The organism is Clostridioides sp. LIBA-7678 (genome assembly GCF_056716065.1).
On record NZ_CP196987.1, the window covers coordinates 3,029,394 to 3,054,338 of the forward strand.

The 24,945-nt window shown below is 29.1% G+C and carries 21 protein-coding genes and 2 other annotated features; of the genes, 4 read left to right on the plus strand and 17 right to left on the minus strand.

The features are described from left to right. Positions 1-3: 3 nt before the first annotated feature. From ACTG46_RS14330 to ACTG46_RS14340, 3 genes are all read right to left on the minus strand, one after another. Entirely contained in the window at positions 4-1,314 is a 1,311-nt protein-coding gene (locus tag ACTG46_RS14330) for an amidohydrolase (protein ID WP_479923047.1), read from the minus strand. Positions 1,315-1,370: 56 nt separating this feature from the next. Continuing rightward, on the minus strand, positions 1,371-2,597 hold the full coding sequence (locus tag ACTG46_RS14335) for an MFS transporter (RefSeq protein WP_054271183.1): 1,227 nt from the start codon (positions 2,595-2,597) through the stop codon (positions 1,371-1,373). A gap of 66 nt (positions 2,598-2,663) precedes the next feature. Further along, the gene (locus tag ACTG46_RS14340) at positions 2,664-3,701 is read right to left on the minus strand and encodes a threonine aldolase family protein (RefSeq protein ID WP_054271184.1); all 1,038 of its coding nucleotides are present in this window, start codon (positions 3,699-3,701) and stop codon (positions 2,664-2,666) included. A gap of 303 nt (positions 3,702-4,004) precedes the next feature. Here ACTG46_RS14340 and ACTG46_RS14345 point away from each other — a divergent pair, with 303 nt between their 5' ends. Next, a complete protein-coding gene (locus tag ACTG46_RS14345; protein ID WP_479923048.1) occupies positions 4,005-5,966 on the plus strand; it encodes a sigma 54-interacting transcriptional regulator in 1,962 nt (653 codons plus the stop codon). A gap of 160 nt (positions 5,967-6,126) precedes the next feature. On the opposite strand, the gene trpS is transcribed toward ACTG46_RS14345, so the two are convergent. From trpS to ACTG46_RS14360, 3 genes are all read right to left on the minus strand, one after another. Further along, complete coding sequence (trpS, locus tag ACTG46_RS14350) at positions 6,127-7,128, minus strand: tryptophan--tRNA ligase (protein ID WP_054271186.1); 1,002 nt, start codon at positions 7,126-7,128, stop codon at positions 6,127-6,129. Positions 7,129-7,149: 21 nt separating this feature from the next. Continuing rightward, positions 7,150-7,848: a 5'-methylthioadenosine/adenosylhomocysteine nucleosidase gene (locus ACTG46_RS14355; RefSeq protein WP_054277265.1), complete on the minus strand. Its 699-nt coding sequence runs from the start codon at positions 7,846-7,848 to the stop codon at positions 7,150-7,152. A gap of 42 nt (positions 7,849-7,890) precedes the next feature. Then, positions 7,891-8,131 (minus strand) — a binding site (T-box leader). A 91-nt stretch (positions 8,132-8,222) separates the two neighbouring features. Next, entirely contained in the window at positions 8,223-9,626 is a 1,404-nt protein-coding gene (locus ACTG46_RS14360) for an APC family permease (protein ID WP_054271188.1), read from the minus strand. A gap of 494 nt (positions 9,627-10,120) precedes the next feature. Here ACTG46_RS14360 and ACTG46_RS14365 point away from each other — a divergent pair, with 494 nt between their 5' ends. After that, positions 10,121-11,197, plus strand: coding sequence for a M24 family metallopeptidase (locus ACTG46_RS14365; protein WP_054271189.1), 1,077 nt, complete (start codon positions 10,121-10,123; stop codon positions 11,195-11,197). An 87-nt stretch (positions 11,198-11,284) separates the two neighbouring features. On the opposite strand, the gene ACTG46_RS14370 is transcribed toward ACTG46_RS14365, so the two are convergent. Next, positions 11,285-12,127: a DegV family protein gene (locus ACTG46_RS14370; RefSeq protein ID WP_054271190.1), complete on the minus strand. Its 843-nt coding sequence runs from the start codon at positions 12,125-12,127 to the stop codon at positions 11,285-11,287. Between the two features lie 184 nt (positions 12,128-12,311). On the opposite strand from ACTG46_RS14370, the gene ACTG46_RS14375 reads away from it, so the two are divergent. After that, positions 12,312-12,884, plus strand: a complete 573-nt coding sequence (locus tag ACTG46_RS14375; protein WP_479923049.1) for a TetR/AcrR family transcriptional regulator — start codon at positions 12,312-12,314, stop codon at positions 12,882-12,884. Positions 12,885-13,044: 160 nt separating this feature from the next. Here ACTG46_RS14375 and ACTG46_RS14380 read toward each other — a convergent pair whose 3' ends face one another. The 9 genes from ACTG46_RS14380 to ACTG46_RS14420 form a co-directional block, all read right to left on the minus strand. After that, on the minus strand, positions 13,045-13,317 hold the full coding sequence (locus ACTG46_RS14380; protein WP_479923050.1) for a hypothetical protein: 273 nt from the start codon (positions 13,315-13,317) through the stop codon (positions 13,045-13,047). Positions 13,318-13,428: 111 nt separating this feature from the next. After that, the gene (locus ACTG46_RS14385; RefSeq protein ID WP_074178493.1) at positions 13,429-14,301 is read right to left on the minus strand and encodes a YitT family protein; all 873 of its coding nucleotides are present in this window, start codon (positions 14,299-14,301) and stop codon (positions 13,429-13,431) included. Between the two features lie 297 nt (positions 14,302-14,598). Further along, positions 14,599-17,706 carry an isoleucine--tRNA ligase gene (gene ileS / locus ACTG46_RS14390; RefSeq protein WP_479923051.1) on the minus strand — a complete coding sequence of 1,036 codons (3,108 nt, stop codon included), beginning with the start codon at positions 17,704-17,706 and terminating at the stop codon, positions 14,599-14,601. 90 nt (positions 17,707-17,796) lie between these two features. Further along, positions 17,797-18,029, minus strand: a binding site (T-box leader). 174 nt (positions 18,030-18,203) lie between these two features. Next, positions 18,204-18,731, minus strand: a complete 528-nt coding sequence (locus tag ACTG46_RS14395; RefSeq protein ID WP_003426928.1) for a DivIVA domain-containing protein — start codon at positions 18,729-18,731, stop codon at positions 18,204-18,206. Between the two features lie 34 nt (positions 18,732-18,765). After that, on the minus strand, positions 18,766-19,551 hold the full coding sequence (locus ACTG46_RS14400) for a YlmH family RNA-binding protein (protein WP_054271195.1): 786 nt from the start codon (positions 19,549-19,551) through the stop codon (positions 18,766-18,768). A gap of 9 nt (positions 19,552-19,560) precedes the next feature. Continuing rightward, on the minus strand, positions 19,561-19,818 hold the full coding sequence (locus tag ACTG46_RS14405; RefSeq protein ID WP_021385428.1) for a YggT family protein: 258 nt from the start codon (positions 19,816-19,818) through the stop codon (positions 19,561-19,563). An 18-nt stretch (positions 19,819-19,836) separates the two neighbouring features. Further along, a complete protein-coding gene (locus ACTG46_RS14410; protein WP_021385412.1) occupies positions 19,837-20,295 on the minus strand; it encodes a cell division protein SepF in 459 nt (152 codons plus the stop codon). 39 nt (positions 20,296-20,334) lie between these two features. Next, positions 20,335-21,039: a YggS family pyridoxal phosphate-dependent enzyme gene (locus ACTG46_RS14415; RefSeq protein WP_054271196.1), complete on the minus strand. Its 705-nt coding sequence runs from the start codon at positions 21,037-21,039 to the stop codon at positions 20,335-20,337. Positions 21,040-21,048: 9 nt separating this feature from the next. Continuing rightward, complete coding sequence (locus tag ACTG46_RS14420) at positions 21,049-21,684, minus strand: biotin/lipoyl attachment domain-containing protein (RefSeq protein ID WP_167640899.1); 636 nt, start codon at positions 21,682-21,684, stop codon at positions 21,049-21,051. A gap of 380 nt (positions 21,685-22,064) precedes the next feature. On the opposite strand from ACTG46_RS14420, the gene ACTG46_RS14425 reads away from it, so the two are divergent. Next, positions 22,065-23,105 (plus strand): PTS sugar transporter subunit IIC, encoded by a 1,041-nt coding sequence (locus ACTG46_RS14425; RefSeq protein ID WP_054271198.1) that lies wholly within the window; start codon positions 22,065-22,067, stop codon positions 23,103-23,105. A gap of 468 nt (positions 23,106-23,573) precedes the next feature. On the opposite strand, the gene ACTG46_RS14430 is transcribed toward ACTG46_RS14425, so the two are convergent. Beyond that, positions 23,574-24,929 carry a PFL family protein gene (locus tag ACTG46_RS14430; RefSeq protein WP_021385371.1) on the minus strand — a complete coding sequence of 452 codons (1,356 nt, stop codon included), beginning with the start codon at positions 24,927-24,929 and terminating at the stop codon, positions 23,574-23,576. Positions 24,930-24,945 lie beyond the last annotated feature (16 nt).

The window sequence follows — 24,945 nt, forward strand, 5'->3', positions numbered from 1 at the left end:
ACTTTAATAGTTGGATGAGATATCTAAAACAACTTTAGAGTATAACATGGCAGAGATTGGTATAATATCCTCATTATAATCAAAGTTTCTATTATGATGTTTTTCAGTTAATTCAGCATCAAGTAGAAGATATGTCGCTTTTCCACCATGCTTATGAACATCATTCATCATAAATGTAAAATCTTCTCCTGCACCCAAATCAGCATAATCAACTATTTCTTTAATCCCATCAATACATTTACCTGATTTTGCTACAAACTCTACAAAATCTTTATCACAATAAGAATCAGCAGATTTTCCTTTAAAATTTAGACTATATTTGCACTTATACATTAATGCAGAAGATTCACATACTCTAATTGCACTTTCAAGCATATATTCATTAATTTCATTTGTAATACCTCTTGTTTCAGCTTTCAAAATAGCATTATCAGGGATAACATTACGCCCTGTACCTGCTTGCAACACTCCAATATTAATACGACTTGCACCTTTTCCAGTTCTAGGTATAGCAAGCATATTTAGTGTTGCTGTTGCTGCCGCAGCAAGGGCATTATGACCAACCTCTGGACAATTACCTGCATGAGCTGATTTTCCCTCAAAACAGACATCAAATTTACTACTAACAAGATATCCATAACTACCAGCTGCTATTGCTCCTAAATTACCTGTTACATTTGCAATATGACCACCAAATATGTAATCAACCTCATGTAGAATTCCTTTTTCTACTAAAGAAATTGCACCTCTTCCACCTTCTTCAGCAGGTTGAAATATAAGCATAACTTTTCCTTTAATCTTGTCTTTGTATTTTGATAAAATCTTTGCTGTCCCAAATCCAATAGCAGTATGTGCATCATGACCACAGGCATGCATACATCCATGATGCTCTGAATTGAAACCTTCCTTTACAGGAACATGTCCAGGTTCGTCACTTTCTATCAAATCATTACAATCAATATCAAAACGAATTGCAACAGTAGGACCAGTTTGTTTTCCTTCAATAATACCAACTACTCCTGTAAATCCTCCAGCAATTTTATTGATTAAATCTTCTCTTCCAGTTTCTTTGATAGCACGTTTAATGCACTCTTCTTGAATGTCTATATCAGGCTTTCCAAGCATATGTTCAGGTGAATGAATTTCAGTTCCATACATATAAGGAATTTTTAATTCTTCAAACATTTCAATTATTTTTACAGTAGTACGATACTCAGTCCATGCTGATTCTGGATATTTATGTAAGTCTCTGCGAACCTTAATAAGCTCTTTCTTAAATTCTACTTCATCAATTCTTTCAAAATTATAATACATAATACACACTCCCTTTATAAATATTATTCATTCCAAATATTAAAAAACCTTATTCACTACAAATTCTGCTCATTCATGTTTTTTTCAGCTTGTTCACGTGTATTAATTGTAGCTGCAAGAAATATACATAATATAAGTATAACTATAATCATTCCGAAAACTGCTATATAAGACCCTTTAAGAAGAGTAATTGAAAGACCCATTATTAATGGTGCAATAATTCCAGCAACAGATGACCCAAAAGCTATAAATCCAGTTGCTGTACCAACTAAATCCTTTCGAACATATTTTAACACTAATGTATAAAATGCTGGGCTCAGACAACATACTCCCAAATTAGCAATCGTTTGATATATAAATCCTAAAACAATACTTCCAGTATTATACATTAAGAAAACAGAAATGCACATTATAATTAGAGAAGCAATAATAGCTATTTTCTCACGTCCAACAAAATATTTGTCAATAATCCATCCTGATATATTTACAAAAACAAATGATGCAAGTGCTGGTATCATTGAATAAGTAGCCATAGTTTTAATATCTAAATGTTTGACATTCACCCAGTATTGTGGCAACCAAGAGTTTAATCCCCACATTAAAAATCCTACGCCAAATTGAATAATTGGTGTCTTCCACACAATAGGATTTTTAAAAGCTTCTTTAAGAGGAACCTTCTTTGATTTTGTTTTTTGTGTACTCTTACCTGTATTTTTTTCATTTTTATTTAATAAGTACAAAGACAAAGCAATTATTAAGTCAGCTATGGCAAAAATGAAAAATGCTTTTCTCCATCCATAAGAAAATGCCAAATACGCTATAATTAAACCCGCAAAAGCAGTCCCTAACTGACCTGCTGATATAAGAAAAGACTTTGCTCTTCCAAATTGCTCTTTTTTAAAATTCTCTGCTATTGTAACTGAACTTGCTGGTGGAAATATTCCCTCTGCACATCCATACATAAACCTTATCACCATAAGAGAAACAAATGACCATGACATACCTGTAAGTGTAGAAAATATAGCCCATATAGATACTATTACTATAATCAATTTTTTAGATTCATATTTATCAGCAAAGTATCCTCCAAAAAGGGACATAATGGCCATACCAAAAGAAAATGAACTAATTAAAAAACCCACTTGTGTTGGATTTAGACCATACTCTTTACTTATTGGTATTGCAGCAACATTAATTGCCATCTTATCACAATACCCTACAAACCAAGCAATAAATAGTATACCTAAAATAATATATTTTTTATTATTATCTACCTTTTCCATAAAACTTGCCACCCCTTTATACGTTTTTTAATAACTTTTATAAACACTAATCTTTTTTATAACTTTTTATATTTCATTTAAAACTTGTTTTATGATTTTCACAGCTTGCTTTACATTTTCAGTAGTAATTCCTTTATAAAATACTAATCTAATCTCTCCAGATGGCAATACTGTGACCTTCAAACCATTCTGTAATAATTTATTACAAAACTCCTCTTGAGCTACTCTAGATTTGCCTATATTTATAATGACAATATTACTTTGAACATTATGGTCTATATTTATATCCTTAATATCTTTTAAATTATCGGCTAAATATTTTGCATTTTTATGGTCAATAGCTAATCTTTCTACATTATGCTTTAGAGCATAGATTCCAGTAGCAGCTATTATGCCAGCTTGTCTCATATTACCACCTAATAGCTTTCTAAGTTTTCTAGCTTCACCTATGAAATCTTTACTCCCAGATAAAATTGAACCTATAGGTCCACCTAAACCTTTAGAAATACAAAACATAACTGAATCCACATTCTTACAAATATCTTTTACATCAACCCCTGTTGCAATAGATGCATTAAATAGTCTAGCTCCATCCATATGAATAGGAATATTATGTTTTATAGATACTTTTCTTAATTCTTTTAAATCTTCCAAAGGTATACATTTACCACCTGCAAAATTGTGTGTATTTTCAATACTTATCAATTTGATATTATTTGTTTTAATTAGTCTAATGATATCACTTTTATCAGGAATACCATCTTCTGCTAATTTAAATTTAATTGGCAACAACTGTCCAAAACGTGAATCAAAAACCACTTTTTCGCTAAGTAAAATATGTTGTTTTTCATCTACAAGTACCTTATCTCCAGGCTTACAATATGTAAGGATTGCTGTAGTATTTGCCAATGTTCCTGAAGGAAAAAATGCAGCAGATTCTTTTCCAGTTAATTGTGCTGCAAAATCTTCTAATTCATTAACTGTTTTATCTTCTCCTCTACCATACTCATCTTCTCTACCCGCATCTCCAGTTTGTGCTAAAAGAATCATTTTTAACATTTCTTCTGATGGTTGTGTAAGTGTATCACTTCTTAAATCAATCATATTATATTTCTCCTATCTAAATGTAATTAAGTCTTTCAACAGTATAATAAGCAACAAGTATGCCAAATATTTTTTTAAAAAATCGTTTTCTTGCTCATCAATGCTATTCCAGCTCTTTGAAATAGATTCAAATGGGTATTCTATGTTTAATATTTATTATAGTTATAAATCAATAATGTTTATTTATATAATCTTATAAAACATTTTGTTGAATAATTAAACAAACATATATATAATGATTGTTAATAGATACACTTTAAAGGCTTGATTTAGACATATTATTACGATTTGAAGGTGATTAAATTGAAAATAACTAATTCAGAAACAAACAATTTAGAAAAAGATTTGGTGATTTTATCTCCTTATGAGGGATTTGAATCCCAACTATCTGAGATACTTAATGAAATGAATTTATATCCAACTGTAATTGAGGGATACAATATAAATGATTATTTAATAAGTAAATTAAACAATCTTTTTACAGAGTATTCATATCCTGAAGTAATAATTAGTAGAGGTGGTGTGGCAAGTCACATAAGTAAAATATTTAAAAATACAGTTATAATTAGAATGGAGCCTGATTACTTTGATATTATAAATGCGGTTAATTCTGCAAAGATATATGGTGATAATATAGGCATTATAATGCATTCAGAAACAATAGAATTGATAACAGACAAAGTTGACATAATTAAAAATATCCTTAATCTACATAAACTTAAAATATATGCTTTTGAAACTATAGATGACATTCATAACCAAGTAATTTGTGGAAAATTCGATGGTATGGATGCAATGGTGGGCGGAGGAATAGCTGCATTAGAAAGTGGTACATCAAATAAAATGCCTGTAGTATTTGTTAAATCAAGTAAAACTTCTGTAATTGAAGCTATAAAACAAGCTCTCTCTATAATTAAAGTAAGAAAAAAAGAAAGAAAACAATTAGAAAGTCTAAAATTAATTGTAAACTATATATCAGAAGGTGTCATGGCAATTAATGGTGATAAAGTGGTACTGATTAACTCAACCTTAGAAGATATCTTAGGTATTAAAAATGTTCAGGTGTTTAATAAAAAAATTGTTGACATAAACAACACAATAGCTGATTTTTTAAATAAAGAAGGTAAGGACAAAGAAATAATCAAAATTGATAAGTCAAATTTTCTGATAGAAAAATCCAATCTTAATGAAAGTGGTTTTGCAGAAAAGATATTACGTTTCCATAACGTTGAAAAAATTCAAGAGCAAGAACAGAAAATTAGGTCAAAATTGAATGCTAAAGGATTTGTAGCAAAGTATAATTTTGATGATATAATAGGAAAAAGTAATGCTATTAAAAATGTTATTAATTCTGCACGCATCTATGCTTCAACAGATGCAAGCATTCTAATATCTGGAAATAGTGGTACTGGAAAAGAATTATTAGCACAAAGTATACATAATGAAAGTAACAGAAAAAATGGACCTTTTGTACCTATAAATTGTGGAGCAATTCCTGAAAATCTTCTTGAAAGTGAATTTTTTGGTTATGAAGAAGGAGCATTCTCAGGTGCAAAAAAAAATGGAAAAAAAGGCTTATTTGAACTAGCTCACACAGGAACAATTTTTTTAGATGAAATTAATTCTCTACCAATTTCTCTCCAGAGTAAATTGTTAAGGGTAATACAAGAAAAAGAATTTAATAGAATAGGTTCAGATTCTATAATTTCAGTTGATGTTAGAATAATAGCAGCTACAAATCAAGATATGAATAAATTAACTCGCAATAATAAATTCAGAACTGACTTGTATTATCGTTTAAATATATTAAATTTGAACTTACCTACTCTCTCTGATAGAAAGAGAGATATTGAGATTTTATCCATTCATTTTTTAAAGTACTATTCAAAAAAATACAAATTAAACATTCCATATTTAGAAAAACATGAGTTGGATATATTAACAAATTATAATTGGCCAGGTAATGTTAGAGAATTAGAGAATACTATTCATAGATTTGTACTTCTTTATGGCAAAGAAAATAATAATAATAATTTGATTTATAATTGTTTAGAAAATACAACTGATGTTATGGAAAATAATGTTATAGAAGACAAAAAAGAAAGTAAGGAGATTATTAAGATACACAGAGATACCCTTGAAGTAATGGAAAGAGAAATTATTTTATCTTATTTAAATGAATATAAATGGAATAAACAAATAGTGGCTGATAAGCTTGGGATATGCAGAAGTACTTTATGGAGAAAATTAAAAGAATCTAAGTAAATCTTCTAATAATTATTAAACTTATTTGATAAGAAAAGGTTGTATGTAAATGTATTTTTATACAAATCTACTTACAACCTTTTCATAAATAAATATTATTTTTAATTTATTATTATAATTTATTTAACTAAAAAGATAAATGTTTATCTATAGTTAACCATTAATATCTTCTTTCTATAAAACCAACTTTTTTATAAACTTTTCTAAGAGTCTTTCTAGCTTGTTTTTCAGCCTTTTCTGCTCCCATACTATATATTTTTTCTAAATAATCTTTATTATTAAGAAGGTCCACATATCTTTCTCTTATAGGTCTTAAACTTTCTGCTACTACTTCAGCCACATCTTCTTTAAATACTCCATAACCTTTACCTTCATACATGTTTACAATCTCTTCCACACTCTTTTTGCTTAAATTAGAGTATATATCAAGTAGATTTTTAATACCAGGTTGCTCATCAGTATATTTTACAACACCTAAAGAATCAGTAACACTTCTCTTTATCTTTCTCTTTATAGTATCTGAATCATCTGCTAATAATATAAAGGCATTTTCATTTGAATCAGATTTACTCATTTTCTTAGTTGGCTCTTGTAAACTCATTACTCTTGCTCCACCTTTTGGATAGTATCCTTCTGGAACCACAAATGTAGGTGAGAATCTATTATTAAATCTATTTGCTAAATCACGAGATAACTCTAAATGTTGTTTTTGGTCATCTCCAACTGGAACCAAATCAGTTTGATATAATAATATGTCAGCAGCCATAAGGACTGGATAAGTAAACAAACCTGCATTTAGATTTGCTTCACTTTTTTGTGATTTATCCTTAAACTGAGTCATTCTGCTTAATTCTCCCATATAAGTCATTGTACTTAATACCCACATAAGTTCAACATGCTCTTTAACATGAGATTGAATAAATATAGTATTTTTTTCTGGGTCTAATCCACAAGCTATATATTGAGCAAGCAATTCTATAGCATTAGCTCTCAAAACTTTAGGGTCTTGAGGTACTGTTATTGCATGTAAATCAACTATACTATAATAGCAATCATAATTATCTTGAAGTTCAGTCCAGTTTTTTATAGCTCCTATATAATTTCCTAAAGTCATTTTTCCTGATGGTTGTGCACCACTAAATATAACTTTTTTTTCACTCATTTTACTTGTACCTCCTTATATTTATATTGATTTTAACATATTTAAAACTATATCCTTAGAATTGTTGGCAGCATCGTGTACAAATACATCATACGTAACATCAGCACTTCCATCTGCCTTATCAGACATTGCTCTTATTATTACGAATGGAGTATTATTTAGATAACATACATGAGCTATAGCTCCACCTTCCATTTCTCCACAATACCCACCAAAATCATTTACTAATTCATCTTTTAATTCTTTAGAATTTATAAATTTATCTCCTGTAACGACTCTTCCTTTCAGTACTTTGTGAGTCTTTACTTCCTCTACAGAAGATTTGTAAGCAGCATCTATAAGTCTTTCATCTGCTTTAAATACAGAAGTCTTCATTCTTGGTATAACTCCCTTAGGGTCTCCAAATGCTGTAGTATCTATATCATATTGTATAGCATCAGTCGATATCACTATGTCATTAACATCAAGATTTTCGTTCAAAGCACCTGCTACACCTGTATTAACAATAGCATCAACTTTAAATTCACTTATTAGTATCTGTGCACAAAGAGCAGAATTAACTTTACCTATACCACATTTTACTAATACTACATTTTTTCCTTCTAATGTTCCTTGATGAAACTCTAAACTAGCTTTTTTTACAGTTTCTTTAATATCCATTAAATTAACTAAAATACTTACTTCTTCATCCATTGCACCTATAATTCCTATTACGTTCATTTTTCCTCCTAAATTTTCTATATTAAAAAATCCGTCCTAAATCAATAGGACGGATATATTTTCCGTGGTACCACCTAAATTTATATATACTCAAAGTTGAATATATATATCTCAATATATGCTGTAACGTGCACACACGATATCAGATACTCTGTAGCCTTAAACTACATTTCACCTTACTCCTTAAAGACCCATTCAATAAACACTTTTTATTAAGTTCTCAGCACCCTTAACTCTCTGTACAAAAGTATATTTATTTACTATTTCTTATCACAGGATTAAATTTATTAATTTCTTTATTTTATAATATTCCTTACACTATAAATTGTCAACTATATATTATAATATCCAAAAGAAATTATTAAAATACATTTTTATTTAGCTGTTTTCTTTTCATATCTATTCCACAACCATATACCAGATAGTATAACTAGAAGACCTCCACCAATCATCTCTATCTCATATATGATATTTTCAGCGAATGTAGGCATAACTGGTGCTGCAGATAATAGTATACCAACTACAGTTACTACTAGAACCATTTTCGCTAAACCTATACAAGTACTTGTTGATTTTGCCATAGTATAAGGTCTAATTTCATCTGGTCTCTCTTTTCTTAATTTAATATAAGAAGCATATAATAACACATATGGGAATAAAGCAGTTAATGCTGTCATAGTTACAAGAACATTATATATAGCATCAACAGAAGGCATTAATGTAGTCACTAATAATATTATAGTAACTATTATTGCTTGAAGTATAACAGCTTTAGAAGGTATTTTATGTTCATTTACTTCTACTAAGCTATCTGGGAATACTCCTTTTTTGACACTACCAAATAACATTTTTATTGGTGATGCTATGTAAAGAACTATTGCTCCTAGTATTGAGAAAGCTATACCAAAAGCTATTAATTGAACCAACCAAGAGCCTATTCCTAAAGATTGACAAACAGCTGCAAGTGCATCCAATACACCTTTAGAAGCAGTAATTTGGTCTGGTGGTATTATCATTGTTATTGCAATTGAACCTAATACATATAATGAAGCTACTATCCCAGCTGATATTAATATAGCTTTAGGGAAGTTCTTTTCAGGCTTATCTATCTCTGTTATAAAGTTAGCTGCAGTTTCTGCTCCTGCTAAACCAAACATTATAGCTGATATAGCGACAAATGCATCCATGTTAAGCTTTGGAGTCATTGAAGCTATTGTATATGTTGAAGCTATATCATGTTTTTTCAATACAAATACTGCTACAAATGAAAATATTATAAGTATAGCACTTGGTATTGTTGAACCTAATGCACCTGTATTAGTAAATATCTTTGTAAAACTTATTCCTTTAGTTGCTATAAGAGATAATGCCCAGAATATTACTAAAGATAATATAAGTACAAACATCTTATTATCTGCAAGTGCTGGATTTCCTATTGTATAAGAAACATTTACTGCTAAAAAAGTTAAGAATGAAGAATACCAAAATATTTTAGCTGTCCAATTTAGCCAAGAAACTAAAAATCCATATTTTTCTCCAAAGGCTTCCTTAACCCAATCATATAAACCTCCATCGCCTTTTTGATATGTAGAAGCTAATTCAGCACAAATTAAAGCTCCTGGTACAAAATATATAAATGAGAATAATAACCACATAGGTATTGCACCTAATCCTAAACCAAAGCTTGATGCTGTAGATTTAGCTATCCATCTGATACCATATAAAGCTGATACATTCATAAATACCAAACTCCACAGGCCTATTTTTTTCTTTTCCATCCTAATTTAAATTCTCCTCTCTATTAATTAGTTAAAAGTTGATTTCAAAATTGATAAAACAGATTCACTGTCATTAAATCAATAGCATTCAGAGTTTTTAAATTATTAAGGTCTTTTATTAAAAAAATCTAAATACTTTGAAATCAAATTTTATTAAAAGTGGTAAATCTCAAAAGCTCTGCCACTTTAATTCTAATCATACTAAATTTTTAAAATTGTTTCAATATTATTTTAATATAAAATTTTATTTGTTATTTTTCATGATGATATAAAAAACTTAAAATCACAAATTTATATCTTTTATTTATTATTTTTATAAATTTTTCACAATAAAAAATAATTTACCTCTATATTTAATGTAAAAGTGATGATTAAATTTAATATAAAAAATATATAACAAAAATTTTTTATATTTCTAAAAGAAAAGTATACTCTTTTTTGTTTAATAATGCTAAAATTGATTTGTATTAAATTTTGATTAGGAGGAAATTATTATGAAGACTCAAAGATTGAATGCTGTACTTGAACAAATGAAAAAAGATGATATTTCTCAAATGTTGGTAAGTGACCCTACTTCGATATTTTATCTAACAGGAGCACTAATCCACCCAGGCGAAAGATTATTAGCATTATACCTAAATTTAAATGGAAATAATAAATTATTTATAAATGAATTATTCCCTGTTACAGAAGATTTAGGTGTTGAAATGATTTGGTTTAATGATACTCAAAATCCAGTAGAAATAATAACTGAACATATAGACAAAAATGCTACTATGGGTGTTGATAAAAACTGGCCAGCTAGATTCTTATTAAGCTTAATGGAATTAGGTGGAGGAAGCAAATTTGTAAATTCATCTTATATAATAGATACTTTAAGAATGTGTAAAGATGAAGAAGAAAAAGAATTAATGAGAATAGCTTCAAGATTAAATGACAAGGGTATGGAGCAACTTAAAGCTACTGTTTCTGGTGAACTTACAGAGAAACAACTTGTTGGTAAATTATCTAAAATATATGAAGATTTAGGTGCTGATGGATTTTCATTTGACCCTATTATAGGATTTGGACCTAATGGAGCTAACCCACATGGTGAGCCTGGAAACGCACTTGTAAAACCAGGGGATGCAATAATATTAGATATAGGTTGTATAAAAGACAATTATTGTGCTGATATGACAAGAACTGTATTCTATAAAGAAATACCTGAAAAAGGTAGAGAGATATTTGAAATAGTTCTTGAAGCTAATAAGAGAGCTGAAGCTATTGTAAAACCAGGAGTTAGATTCTGTGATATAGATGCTGCTGCTCGTGATTACATAACTGAAAAAGGATATGGACAATACTTCACTCATAGAACAGGTCACTCTATAGGACTTGAAGTTCATGATAAGGGAGATGTATCTTCTATAAATACAGATACTGTACAACCAGGAATGATATTCTCTATAGAACCAGGTATATATTTACCAGGTGAATTTGGAGTTAGAATAGAAGATTTAGTACTTGTTACTGAAGATGGTTGTGAGATATTAAATAAATATGATAAAGAAATATGTGTAGTTGGTTAATTATAAAATTAACTTACTAAAATTAAAACAAGCCATATAAAAATGCTTTAAGCATTTTTATATGGCTTCAATTTTTCACATCATGATTTATATAGCAGTAATTAAAATTGCACCTTTTGAAGTATATGTACCCATAACTGAGCCAACTTCACAGATTACAACATCTTTATATTTTACATCTTTCTCCATAACTTCCCTTACTTTTTGAGCCTTCTCAGGACAGTTTGCATGTCCTATAAATAAGACCTTTTCTTCTCTGTCTTTAATCTTGGATTCTACCAAATTAATCAACTTTTTCAAGCTATTCCCTTCACCTCTTGCCTTATCTATTGGAGTTACAATGCCATCTGCAACTTGTATTATAGCCTTAAAATTCAATGTATTTATAATTTTTCCTGCTATAGGGTTTATTCTTCCACCCTTGATAGCATTTTCTAATGTCTCTAAAGTCCCCAAAAATGGTGGATTATCTTTGTATTTATCTATTATTGAAACAATTTCTTCGATTTCTTTTCCTTCTTTGATTAATATTGCTGCTTTTAACACAAGTTGTCCTATTCCAATTGACCCACTAAGTGAGTCTATAACCTCAATTTTTTTATTGTTCCCTTCCTTTTCAAACATATCTTTTGCCAAAAGTGCACTATTATAAGTACCAGATAATCTTGAACTTATATTAATCACCAATATACTTTCTTCCTGACAATGATATGCTTCTAAAAATTTATCAGGTGAAGGACATGATGTTTTTGGTAGTACTTTGCTTTCACTCATTTTTCTATAGAAAGTTTCATTATCTATTTCCTTTCCAGATATATAACTTTCTTCTCCAAAAGATACATTTAAACCAACAACTTCAATGTTGTATTTTTCTATTATATCATTAGGTAAGTCACATGCACTATCCACTATCAATTTTATTTTATCCATATTAACCTCACTATAAGATATTGTTTTTATTTATTCAGTCGGTCGTACGACCGATTTAATTACTATTTTATATTTTGAACGAAAAAAAGTCAATAGATATAGATTCTTGCTTTATTGACAATAAATATCCATAAGCTTATAATGTTATTAATTTGTTATAAATATACATAGAAAGGTAGGTTTTATGAAAACAAACAATATGAAACAGGCTATTTTATCATCTGCAACCAATTTAATAGCCAAAAATGGAGTTCAAAATACTAGTCTTGCTGATATTGCAAAAGATGTAAATATAAGTAAAGGTACTTTGTATTATCACTACGCATCTAAAAATGATATTATATATGATATTGCAGACACTCATTTAGAAGTTATAACCAGTGCTATATTAAACTGTGTAAAAAACGTCAAATCAAAAAATTCTCAAATAGAAATGGTTAATTTAATCTTAGAGAAAATATCTACTATAGAAAGTCGTGGTAGAGTACATATGTATCTTATTTGTGAAGCAATTACTTCAAATGATGATTTGAAAGAAAGAATGAGATTAAAATATATTGAATGGAGAACTACTCTTAAATCTGAAATTGTTGAGTCCTTAGAAAAATACAGTAGAAGTGAAAATGAACAAGATGCTGAATCATTTTCCTTCTTACTTATGTCTATAGTAGATGGTTTAGTTGTCCAAAGCTTATTAAGGACAGAAAAAATACCTTATGAAAATATAGCTTCTTTTTTAATTAACCATTGGATTTAAATTTAATGCTTAATATGTAATAAAAGTGAACTATTAAATTCTTTGAATTTAACAGTTCACTTTCTTATTTATTATTAATAATTTTATTTAAAACATTTAATTTTTATTTAAACCTTCATGGAATCACAAAATAAAAATCTTTTATAAATTTTAAATATCTCTATTTATGTTCATGCATATGTCCATCTGAGTGTTCATGCCCATGTGTATGCGCATGCTCATGACTATGCTCATGAGTCCCTGAGAAACCATCCTCATGATTATGGTCGTGACCTACACCATTTACGTGTTCATGTCCATGCCCATGACTATGAGAATGTTGATGTGAATGCTCATGATTATCTCCTCCACAACAGCCTTCTCCCCCAGTTCCACAACATCCACTTGTGTGTGGATTATGGTGATTTCTTACTACAAATCTCTCTCTTAACATATTCTTATACCTCCTAGTATATTATTGAGTACTTCATGTACCCCATTAATTATAGTATACATCTAACTAGATGCAATCACAATACATATGGTATTTTTTAACATTGACATTTTAAAGAAACTTATCTTTAAAACCTCCTCCTTTTACTTCTTCCACATTATTAACAGAAATAAAGGCCTCACTATCCATATCATAAATCAAATCTTTAAATTTACCTATCTCATTTGCAGATATTATACAATAAATCATTTTTTTCTTATTTTGTGTATATGCTCCTTCTGCCTCTAGAAAAGTTACTCCTCTTCCCATCTTATTCATTATTACTTTGGATATTTCATCATATTTATTAGATATTAGAAGTATAGATTTTTTTCTATCAAAACAATCCTTTGCTATGTCCATTGTAAAAGAAATTATATACATAGCAATTAAAGTATACATTACCAACTTAGCTCCAAATAAAAATGCACCTGCACATACTACAAAGAAATTTATAAATAAAAATGTATTTTTCATAGGTATATCGTACTTTCTTTTCATTATAGCTGCTATTATGTCAAGACCTCCAGCAGTAGCTCTTGCTTTAAAAGTCAACCCCATACCTATTCCAGTTAAGGCACCACCATAAATACACTGTAGCATAGTGTCATCTATTGGAAAATATTTAGCAATATCCTGTGTTAATCCAAGAGCAACAGAAAATAACAGCATATTAACAAAGCTTATTAACAAAAATTTATTATCAAAATACTTTTTAGCTATAATAAATATTGGTATATTCATCAAAAAACTGGATATTCCTTGATTTATACCAAATAACTTATATAATATAACACAAATCCCAGCTACTCCTCCACTTAATAACTTGGCTGGTGCTAGATATAAATTTATTCCTATGGTTGATAGAATCATACCCAATATAATAAGACCATATTGTAAAAATATGTTATTATCAATACTTAGCTTTTTACTTTCACCATACATCAAAACGCACCCCTTTGCATAATAAATAAACCACCCTGCATTATACACAATAAATTTATAAATAAATTTATCAGAAGTAGTTTACTCTAAAATATTATTCATCCTCACTTAAACGTTTATTCACTAATATTCTATCACATACTATAAATAATTTATATGATTTATATAGATTTATTTACTGTAAATTTTGGAATATTTCAACATTTTATTGAATAGATAATTATACTGTATTAAAAAATCCCTATAGAAATTTATAAACTAATTTCTATAGGGATTTTAATTAACTAACTATTATTTTTATTTTTTTGTAACTTTTATACCTGTCATATGGTCATTTAAGTTTTGTTCTTCTAAAGATTTATCATCCACTCTGTTTATTTCTAAAGCTAAAGTCTCAGACTTGATATATTCATCGAAATGGTCAACAGCCTTAGCAATTTCATCATCACCACAGTAATCTATCACTATATTATCTAATACTTCAAAGTTATTAGATTTTCTTAATTGCTGTACTTTAGATATAAATTCTCTAGCATAACCTTCATCAACCAATTCTTCAGTTAACTTAGTATCTAGTATAACGAAAAGATTGTTTTCAACAGATACATTAAATCCTTCTTTAGCAGTTATACCTATTAACACTAAATCCTTATTAAACTCAAAAGCTTCACCATCTAAATCAACTGTTAAACTTTCACCATTTTCAAGTTTATTAACAGCTTCATGTGCATTTAATTTATTTAATGCTACTACAAATAAATTCATCTTAGCACCTAGTAATGGTCCTGCTGCCTTAAAGTTTGGTTTTAGACTAAAGTTCATGTACTCATCTAAGTCTTTAGCAAATACTACCTCTTTAACATTAAGTTCTTCTTTTATTAAATCAACTACATCACTTATTGTATCTTCAAACTTACCATCTACTAATACTTTTTGTAATGGTTGACGAACTTTTATTCTTTCAACTTCTCTTGAAGCTCTACCTAAAGTAACTAGATTTTTAGCTAAATCCATTTTTTCTTCTAATTTAGAATCCATTAATTCTTCATTAGGCTTAGGATATTCAGCTAAGTGAACAGATACTTCTCCTGTTAGATTTCTGTACATTTCTTCTGACATATATGGTGCAAATGGAGCTATAGCTCTGCAAAGACCATGTAATAATTCATAAGTTGTATTATATACTGCCTTTTTATCTTCTGTTAACTCAGTTGCCCAGAATCTTCTTCTTGAACGTCTGATATACCAGTTAGATAAATCATCATTTATGAAATCTTGTATCATTCTTAAAGTCTTATTTAATTCAAATATAGCTAAATTTTCTTCTACATCTTTCATTAATTTATTAAACTTAGATAGTATCCATCTATCAAGTTCTGGTCTATCTTTATATTCTACAAAGAATTCAGTTGGATTTATATCATCTGTATTTGCATATAAAGTGAAGAAGTTATATACATTCTTCATAGTTCCTATAAATTTACTTTGTATTTCTTTTAATCCATCCATATCAAATTTAGTTGGAGTCCATGGTGGAGAAACATATAGTAGATACCATCTTAATGCATCTGCTCCATATTGGTCAAATAACTCCATTGGGTTTACTGTATTTCCTCTTGATTTACTCATTTTCTTTCCTTCTTTATCAAGTACAAGGTCTGGAACTAACACACTCTTATATGGTGCTTTACCTAATACAAATGTTGATACTGCAAGTAATGAGTAGAACCAACCTCTAGTCTGGTCTATACCTTCTGATATATAATCAGCTGGGAATAATTGGTCAAAGTTCTCTTTATTTTCAAATGGATAGTGGTGTTGAGCAAATGGCATAGCCCCACTATCAAACCAACAGTCTATAACTTCTGTTACTCTTGTCATTGGTTTTCCACATTTTTCACATTTTAAATGTATATCATCTACATATGGTCTATGAAGTTCAACTGTCTCTGGATTTACATCTTCTATAGCTTTTTGAGCTAATTCAGCTCTTGAACCTACTGAATCTGTATGACCACATTCACATCTCCATATAGGAAGTGGAGTTCCCCAATATCTAGTTCTTGATATTGCCCAGTCATTTAGATTTTCTAACCAGTTTCCAAATCTCTTTTCACCTACAAAGCTTGGGAACCATTTTACACCATTGTTATTTTCTATTAATTTATCTTTAAGTTTAGTCATCTCTATATACCAACTTGGTTTTGCATAGTATACTAGTGGAGTTTGACATCTCCAACAATGTGGATAGTTATGAACTACTTTTTCTTTACTAAATAATTTATTTTCAGAAGCCAGCCATTTTATTATTTCAACATCTAGCCCATCTTCCATTACAAATTTACCTTCCCAAGGAGTAGCTGTAAATTTACCAGTTTCATCTACTGGTTGTACAACTGGTAAATCATATCTCTTACCTGTATTATAGTCATCTTCACCAAATGCTGGTGCTGTATGAACTATTCCAGTACCATCTTCAGTAGTTACATAATCTCCTACTGTAATGAAAAATGCTTTTTTGTCAACTTCTACAAAAGGCATTAATTGTTCATATTCTAATCCTTCTAAGTCTTTACCCTTCATTTCTTCTAAAACTTCATAATCTTCACCTAGTACTTTATTAGCTAAAGGTTTAGATACATAATATACCTCGTCACCTTTCTTAACTTTTAAGTAATCAACATCAGCATTTACTGTTAATGAAACATTTGATGGTAAAGTCCATGGAGTTGTTGTCCATGCTAGGAAATATTCCTCAGCATCTTTTTTCTTAAATTTAGCTATAACTGTATTAGTTTTTACTTCTTTATATCCTTGTGCAACCTCATGACTAGCAAGACCAGTTCCACATCTTGGGCAATAAGGAAGTATTTTATGCCCTTCATAGATATATCCTTCTTTGTTGAATTTATTAAGTATCCACCATACAGACTCTATATAGTTATTGTCTAAAGTTATATATGGATTATCTAAATCAACTTCATAAGCCATTCTCTCAGTCATTATTCTCCATTGTTTTTCAAATGAGAAAACTGATTCTCTACATTTTTGGTTGAACTCAGCTATTCCATACTCTTCTATTTGTTGCTTACTAGTAAGACCTAATTCTTTCTCTACTTGTATTTCAACTGGTAATCCGTGTGTATCCCAACCAGCTTTTCTCTTTACTTGATAACCAGACATTGTTTTATATCTACAAACTGAATCTTTAAGTGTTCTAGATAAAACATGGTGTACTCCAGGATTTCCATTGGCTGTAGGAGGTCCCTCATAGAATACAAAACTTGGGTCATTTTCCCCTTTTTCTAAAGTTTTTTCAAGTATATTTATATCTTTCCAATAATCAAAAACTTGTGCTTCTGCTTGTTTTACTGAACTGTCCACTAATGGCTTAAATTTCGCCATATAAATCACCCTTTCCTATAAATATTATAATTCCAAAATTTTTTATTCTTTCACATAAATTTAAATACTAAAAAACTCGCCCCCTTTAAACAAAGGGACGAGTTATAAATCGCGTTACCACCCTAATTCTATATGTGAACTTAATGCTATCCACATATAACACTCTAATAGTATAACGGTACTAACCGGCACAGCTTAATAGAATTTAATCGTTCAGCCTGCAGCTCAAGAGTGATTTTTACCTTTATAAATTCATTGGTTCTCAGCATACCCAATTCTCTGTAAAATTATCTAAAGATAATTGTCTCTATCAACGCTTTTAAAAATTTATCTGTGTTTATATGAAATTCTATAACAAATAATTTGAATAGTCAATATATTTTTGAAAAATATAATAATTTCTATTTTTCTCACATTTTTATCCTATTTTAAATTTTTGTTATAGATTTCTCAAACTTCTACAATAATTTCACCTAAAAATCCAATAAATCATAGCTTTATTCTAGAGTTGTAGCAGCTTCATCATTACTATAATTATACACTGTTGTTCCTTCAAATGCATTTACACATTTTTCATCTACATCATAAAAAATTTCATCAACACTTCTTATCTCATCTTCTAATAGTGATTTAAATTTATTTCTAAATATCTTAAATTCTTTAACTAAAGCATCATACTCTTTTCTTATCTCTATAACACGATTATTGGCTTGTTCTATAATTTGTCTAGCTTTTAAGTCTGCCTCTTCAACAATTATTTTAGCTTTTTTATTAGCCGCGCTACAAGTGTCTTCTGCTGCACTTTGAGCAGTTATTAGAGTAGCTTTTAATGTCTCTTCAATATTTTCATACTTGTTTACTTGGTCTTGATATAATCCTAATTTTTCTTTAAGAGCTGTATTTTCTCTACATAGAGATTCATAATCTTCTTTAATGATGTCTAAAAATTCATCAACCTCTTCATCTCTATACCCTCTTAAACCTTTTTTAAACTCTTTATTTTCTATCTCAATTGGAGTTAGCATTACATTTCCTCCCAGCTATAATTTAAATTAGTCCTTATACAATTAATCTTGCTTGAACTTTTATTTTACCTTTTTTAGTAATATCTCCTATTTGTGTTACATTAGCTCTTCCTTTGCCTCTAACAGAAATCAAATCATCATTTTTAACTATTTTAGAGGTTGAAGTTATCTTTTCATAATTGACATGGACTTTTTCTCCATTTATGTATTTTGCACTATCTTGTCTAGATATATTGTAAAGACCACTTATGACACAATCTAACCTATCTGAAGATACTGTAAATGATACTTCCTTATATTTTGAAGAACTATTAACAATGTTTTCTCTGGAAATTTCCTTTACAATTACATTATTTCTTGAAACTTTCTCCAAATTCACGATTATAAAATCGCAAATATCACTACTTACAATTACTTGACAAAAGCTATCATGTATAATTATATCTCCAATTTTTTCTCTTTTTATACCTAGACTCATAATTGCACCTAAATAATCTTTATGAGATATATTTTTAAATTTGAAATTCCCTTCTATCTGTAAAAATCTAAGAGTATCTTCTATATCCTCATATTCCATGTAAAATGGATAAATAAATACAGTGCTTCTTTCAGCTTGTTCATAACCTCCATCCACACTGTATTTTATTTCATTTGTAGAATTTAATATCGCTACAGCATTTTTCACTTCATATGGATTAAGAAACTCAGTAAACTTAACATCATAGTTTTTTATACAACTATTAGCCTTGTCTATTACTTTAAACATTTTATTTTTCAAGTCTATATCCTTTATGTGATTTGTTAATTTTAATTTATCCATTCTATCACCTTAGAATATAACCAATACTAATTGTCTTAGGAACATCAATAATACTATTGCAATTAAAGGAGAAAAATCTATAGGTCCGTTTGTGTATCTGTACATTATTGACCTTATTGGTCCTTCTATTGGCTCTGTAAGATTTTCTAAAATCTCGAAAATTTTGCTTTGTCTTCCATTTGGAAACCAAGTCATCAAGCTTTTTATAACTATCATCCATGCTATTATATCCAAAAGATAATAAAGTGCAATTCTTATTGTTCCCATATATTAACCGCCTTTTTACTATTTATTTTGCCAAGGGAAGAATGCTTTACTTTCTAATTCTTTTTTCATATTTGCATCTATATCCACATTGTTAGGAGCTAGTATAAATATTGATTTAGAAACCTTTTGTATACTTCCATCTAAAACATAAACTGCTCCATTCATAAAGTTAAATATAGATTTACGAACTTCAGAATTAGTCAACCCTTCCAAATTCACTATAACTGCCCTTCTTTGTTTTAGATGGTCTGCTATAGTTGCAGCTTCATCATAAACTTTAGGTTCAACTATTACAACTTTCATTTGACTTGTTGTATGTAAATTTACAATTTTATTTGCTTTTGCAGTACTAAATCCACTATTTATTTCTTCTTCTTGAACTATATCGTCCATACCACCTTCATATTCTTCTTCAATGTAATCTTCTTCTTCATCAACTATCCAGTTCTTAAATTTAGATATTATTCCATTTGACATTATTAACTTCCTCCTTAGAATTTATTCAGATTTGAGTAATTATTTTTTATTGTAGTTTCTTTCTCCAAAGATTGATGTTCCAACCCTAACAATGGTAGCCCCTTCCTCTATAGCAATCTCATAATCATGACTCATTCCCATTGACAAAGCATCCATTTCTACATTAGGTATATTTAGCTCTTTTATTTGTGTTGATAAATCTTTAAGACCTTTGAATACACCTCTTATTTCATTTTCATCTTCTATAAAAGGTGCCATTGTCATTAGACCTTTTATCTTTATATTTTTATATTTTTCTGACACTTCTTTGACAAAATCTATAACTTCATCTTTATCAAGTCCATGCTTAGATTCTTCTTTAGATATATTCACTTGTATTAAGCAATCTATCTCTCTATTTATTTGCTCTGCACGTTTTTGAATCTCTTCACATAATGCAATTCTATCTAAAGAATGTATCATACAAACTTTATCTATTATGTACTTAACTTTATTCGTTTGCAAAGTTCCTATCAAGTGCCAGTTTAATTTGTCACCTATAATATCATACTTTCTAGCCAATTCTTGTGGTTTATTTTCACCAACAGAAGTAATTCCTTCATTCATTGCCTCATTAACTAAATCCACATCCACAGTTTTTGTGACTGCTAAAAGGGTTATTTCTTCGCTATCTCGATTTACCTTTTTTGCAGCCTTTTCAATTTTACTTCTTATCTCAGATAAATTATCTTTAATAGAACCCATTACTATCACCTACTTTATCCTTATATTTGTGTTTATACAATTAGGTCTTAAAATTATTTTGTCATATAGATTAACACTTGTCACCCCATTTATGTCATTTTTATAATAATCCACAAATACAGAAGATTCATTTTCATAAGTTATTCCTTCTAATATGACAAATTTTACACTTTGTGATTGTTCATCAATTACATATACACCACGTTTATTGTCTTTTGTTTTTATAGAAGTTTTAGGTATTTTTAAACACTCCATCTGATTATATATTATATCAAATTCTTCGACACTTGTATCCTGATTTGAAACAATTTGGTTACTTATTTTTAATTTTAGCATTATTTTATTATTATTTTTATATATTTTGTAAACTTTTGCATCTATTTTTTTCTTACGATATTCAATTGCTACATTTTGATTTTTTTCAAAGTTCTTAGAATCTTCTTTACTTATGTATGCTGATAGATAATTGCTTTGGTCATTAGCATCTTTTTCTATATTTCCTTCTACATGAATCTTTGCATCAAATTTTTCTACTTTTAATACCAATGTATCTACATTTTTGCTAATAATCATTACTAAAACATTAAATACTAAATATATAAGAATACCAAGTATCATCAATCTGGTATATTTAATCTTTTTCAAAAACTCTCCCCCTATAAAATTTCTATCATTATAAGTACTTCTTCTAAAAAATGTTTATTCCTTTTTTATAGACTAATATTTTATGTATTAATAATTGTTTTTTTCATATTAAATTTATTTTTTATCAATCTTCCTATACAAGACTGTATTATTTATATATAATTATATTATAAAGTATAAGTTTAATTTACATTTTACATCTCAAACTTACTTTATATTCTTTTATAGTTATTTTTATTTTTAGATGCAATATAAAACCAATTAAAATTTAAAATGACTTTTGTTTTGTTGATATTAATTCATTTAGGCATTCATGCATTAGGATAACGTTATCACAACAAAGGTTTATGTCCTAAAAAAAATACAAGGAGGATTTTCTTATGTCAGAAATTTTATTAGGAACAGGTTTACTTTTATTGGTTCTATGTTGTTTCACAATTTTTAGTTACAAAGCTCCATATGGTATGAAAGCTATGGGAGCCTTAGCAAATGCTGCATGTGCTACTTTTTTAGTAGAGGCATTCAACCTTTCTTTACTTGGTGATGTTCTAGGTATGGAATTTTTTAGAAGTGTTGGTGCTGCTAATGGTAGTCTTGGTGGAGTTGCTGCTGCTATACTTGTACCTTTAGCTTTAGGAGTATCCCCAGTTTATGCAGTTTTAATAGGACTATCATGTTTAGATTTCTCTATATTATCTGGATTCGTTGCTGGATACTTTGTTTCTTTCTTAATTAAGTTTATAGAGAAAAAAGTACCACCTGGAGTAGATTTAGTAGTTGTAATACTTTTATGTGCTCCACTATCTCGTTTTATAGCATCAAATGTAGACCCATTAGTTAATAGTACACTATTACAAATTGGACAAGTTCTAATAGAGGCTACTAATATTAGCCCTATAATAATGGGAATTATATTAGGAGGTCTGATAACAGTGGTTGGAACATCCCCACTTAGTTCAATGGCTCTTACATCTATAATCGGTCTTACTGGTCTTCCTATGGCAATAGGAGCATTAGGAGCTTTTGGTTCAGCTTTTATGAACTCAACACTATTCGCAAGATTAAAGTTAGGTTCTAAAAAAGATATTATATCTGTTGCTATTGAACCCCTGACTCAATCAGACATAATTTCAGCTAATCCAATACCAATATATTCTACTAATTTCTTTGGAGGAGCTTTTTCTGGTATCATTGTAGCTTTGATGGGTCTTGTAAACATGACACCAGGTACAGCTACACCTGTGGCTGGATTTGCTATAATGTTTGCTTATAATCCAGTTAATCAAGTTCTTATAACAGCTGGACTATGTGCTTTATTTAATGTAATTGCAGGATTTGTAGGCTCAAAAATATTCAGTACCTTTAAAGTTCTTACTGCTGACAAAATACGTGGTACTGATGTAGAAGAAGAAATTGCTTAAATTTATAAGATTTATAAATTTATATTTTAAGTCAATATTTTAAATAGTAGAGTTTTATATTGTAGCAATTTTATTTATTGCAAGCGTTTTATTTTTTATTTATATTTATAATTATTATGTGTGTTGAATATTTAGATAAATTTTTATTTTTTAACTTTTTTATTTTTTAATTTAGTTTTTTATTTAGTTGATATACCAAACATCAAAAATTAGTATAATTACTATTAGATAGCATAACTTTTAAAATACATAAAAAATTTTATATTAATTAGATAGTATTAAAATAAAGCGATATATGACCATTTTACTAGGTTATATATCGCTTTATTATTATCATAATTTTAATAAATAATTTTAATAAATAATTTTTAGAATTATTGTTTTAATTATAATTTTTAATATAATATATGAATATCTTTAATTCAATCTTATAAATATTTATTTAAATATTACTATATGTAAACATACTTAGTTTTTAAATGAATGTATAGGAGCTGGAATTCTTCCTCCTCTTTGAGTAAATAACTCAGACGAATTTGTATTTATAGGCATTACTGGTGCTCGCCCTAAAAGACCTCCAAATTCCACCATATCACCTACGTCACATCCTGGAGCTGGTATAATTCTAACTGCTGTAGTTTTATTATTAATCATACCTATTGCTGCCTCATCAGCTATCATAGCTCCCAGTGTACCTGCTGTAGTACTTCCTGGAACAGCTATCATATCAAGACCTACAGAACAAATAGCAGTCATTGCTTCAAGCTTATCTATACTCAAAGCACCTTTGATAACAGCATCAATCATACCCGCATCTTCTGATACTGGTATAAATGCACCACTTAGACCTCCAACATGTGAGCAAGCCATAACTCCACCTTTTTTAACAGCATCATTTAAAAGAGCCAACGCTGCTGTAGTACCATGAGTACCAACAACTTCAAGACCCATTTCTTCTAATATATTTGCCACTGAGTCTCCAATAGCTGGTGTAGGTGCTAATGATAGGTCTATTATTCCAAATGGTACATCCAGTCTACTAGAAGCTTCTTTTGCTACCAATTGTCCAACTCTTGTAATTTTAAAGGCAGTCTTCTTAACTGTCTCTGCTACAACATCAAATGGCTCTCCTTTTACCTTTTCTAAGGCTCTTTTAACAACCCCAGGACCACTTACACCGACATTTATTATCCTATCAGCTTCACCAACACCATGGAAAGCTCCTGCCATAAATGGATTATCTTCAACTGCGTTACAGAATACTACTAGTTTTGCACAACCAAATCCCTTTGCATCTTTCGTTAATTCTGCAGTTTCTTTTATAATTTCTCCCATTTCTTTTACTGCATCCATATTTATACCACATCTTGTAGAACCTACATTTACTGAAGCACATACCTTATTTGTACTTGCCAAGGCTTTTGGAATTGATTTAATTAATATCTTATCACCCTTTGTATACCCTTTTTGAACCAATGCTGAGAATCCACCTATAAAATCTATACCTAAATCCTCTGCAGCTTTATCTAATGTCTGTGCAAACTTTACATAGTCACTTTCATCTGTTGCACCTGCAATAATAGATATTGGAGTTACTGATACTCTCTTATTTACAATTGGAATACCATATTCACGCTCTATTTCTTTTCCAACTTTTACTAAGTCTTTAGCAGAATTCATAATCTTGTTATATATTTTCTCTCTAGCCTTATCTCCATCAGGGTCTATACAATCTAATAAAGAAATCCCCATAGTTATAGTTCTTATATCTAATTGTTCTTCATCTATCATTTTGATTGTCTCAAGTATATTTCCTACATTCACTATTATCACCTCCCTA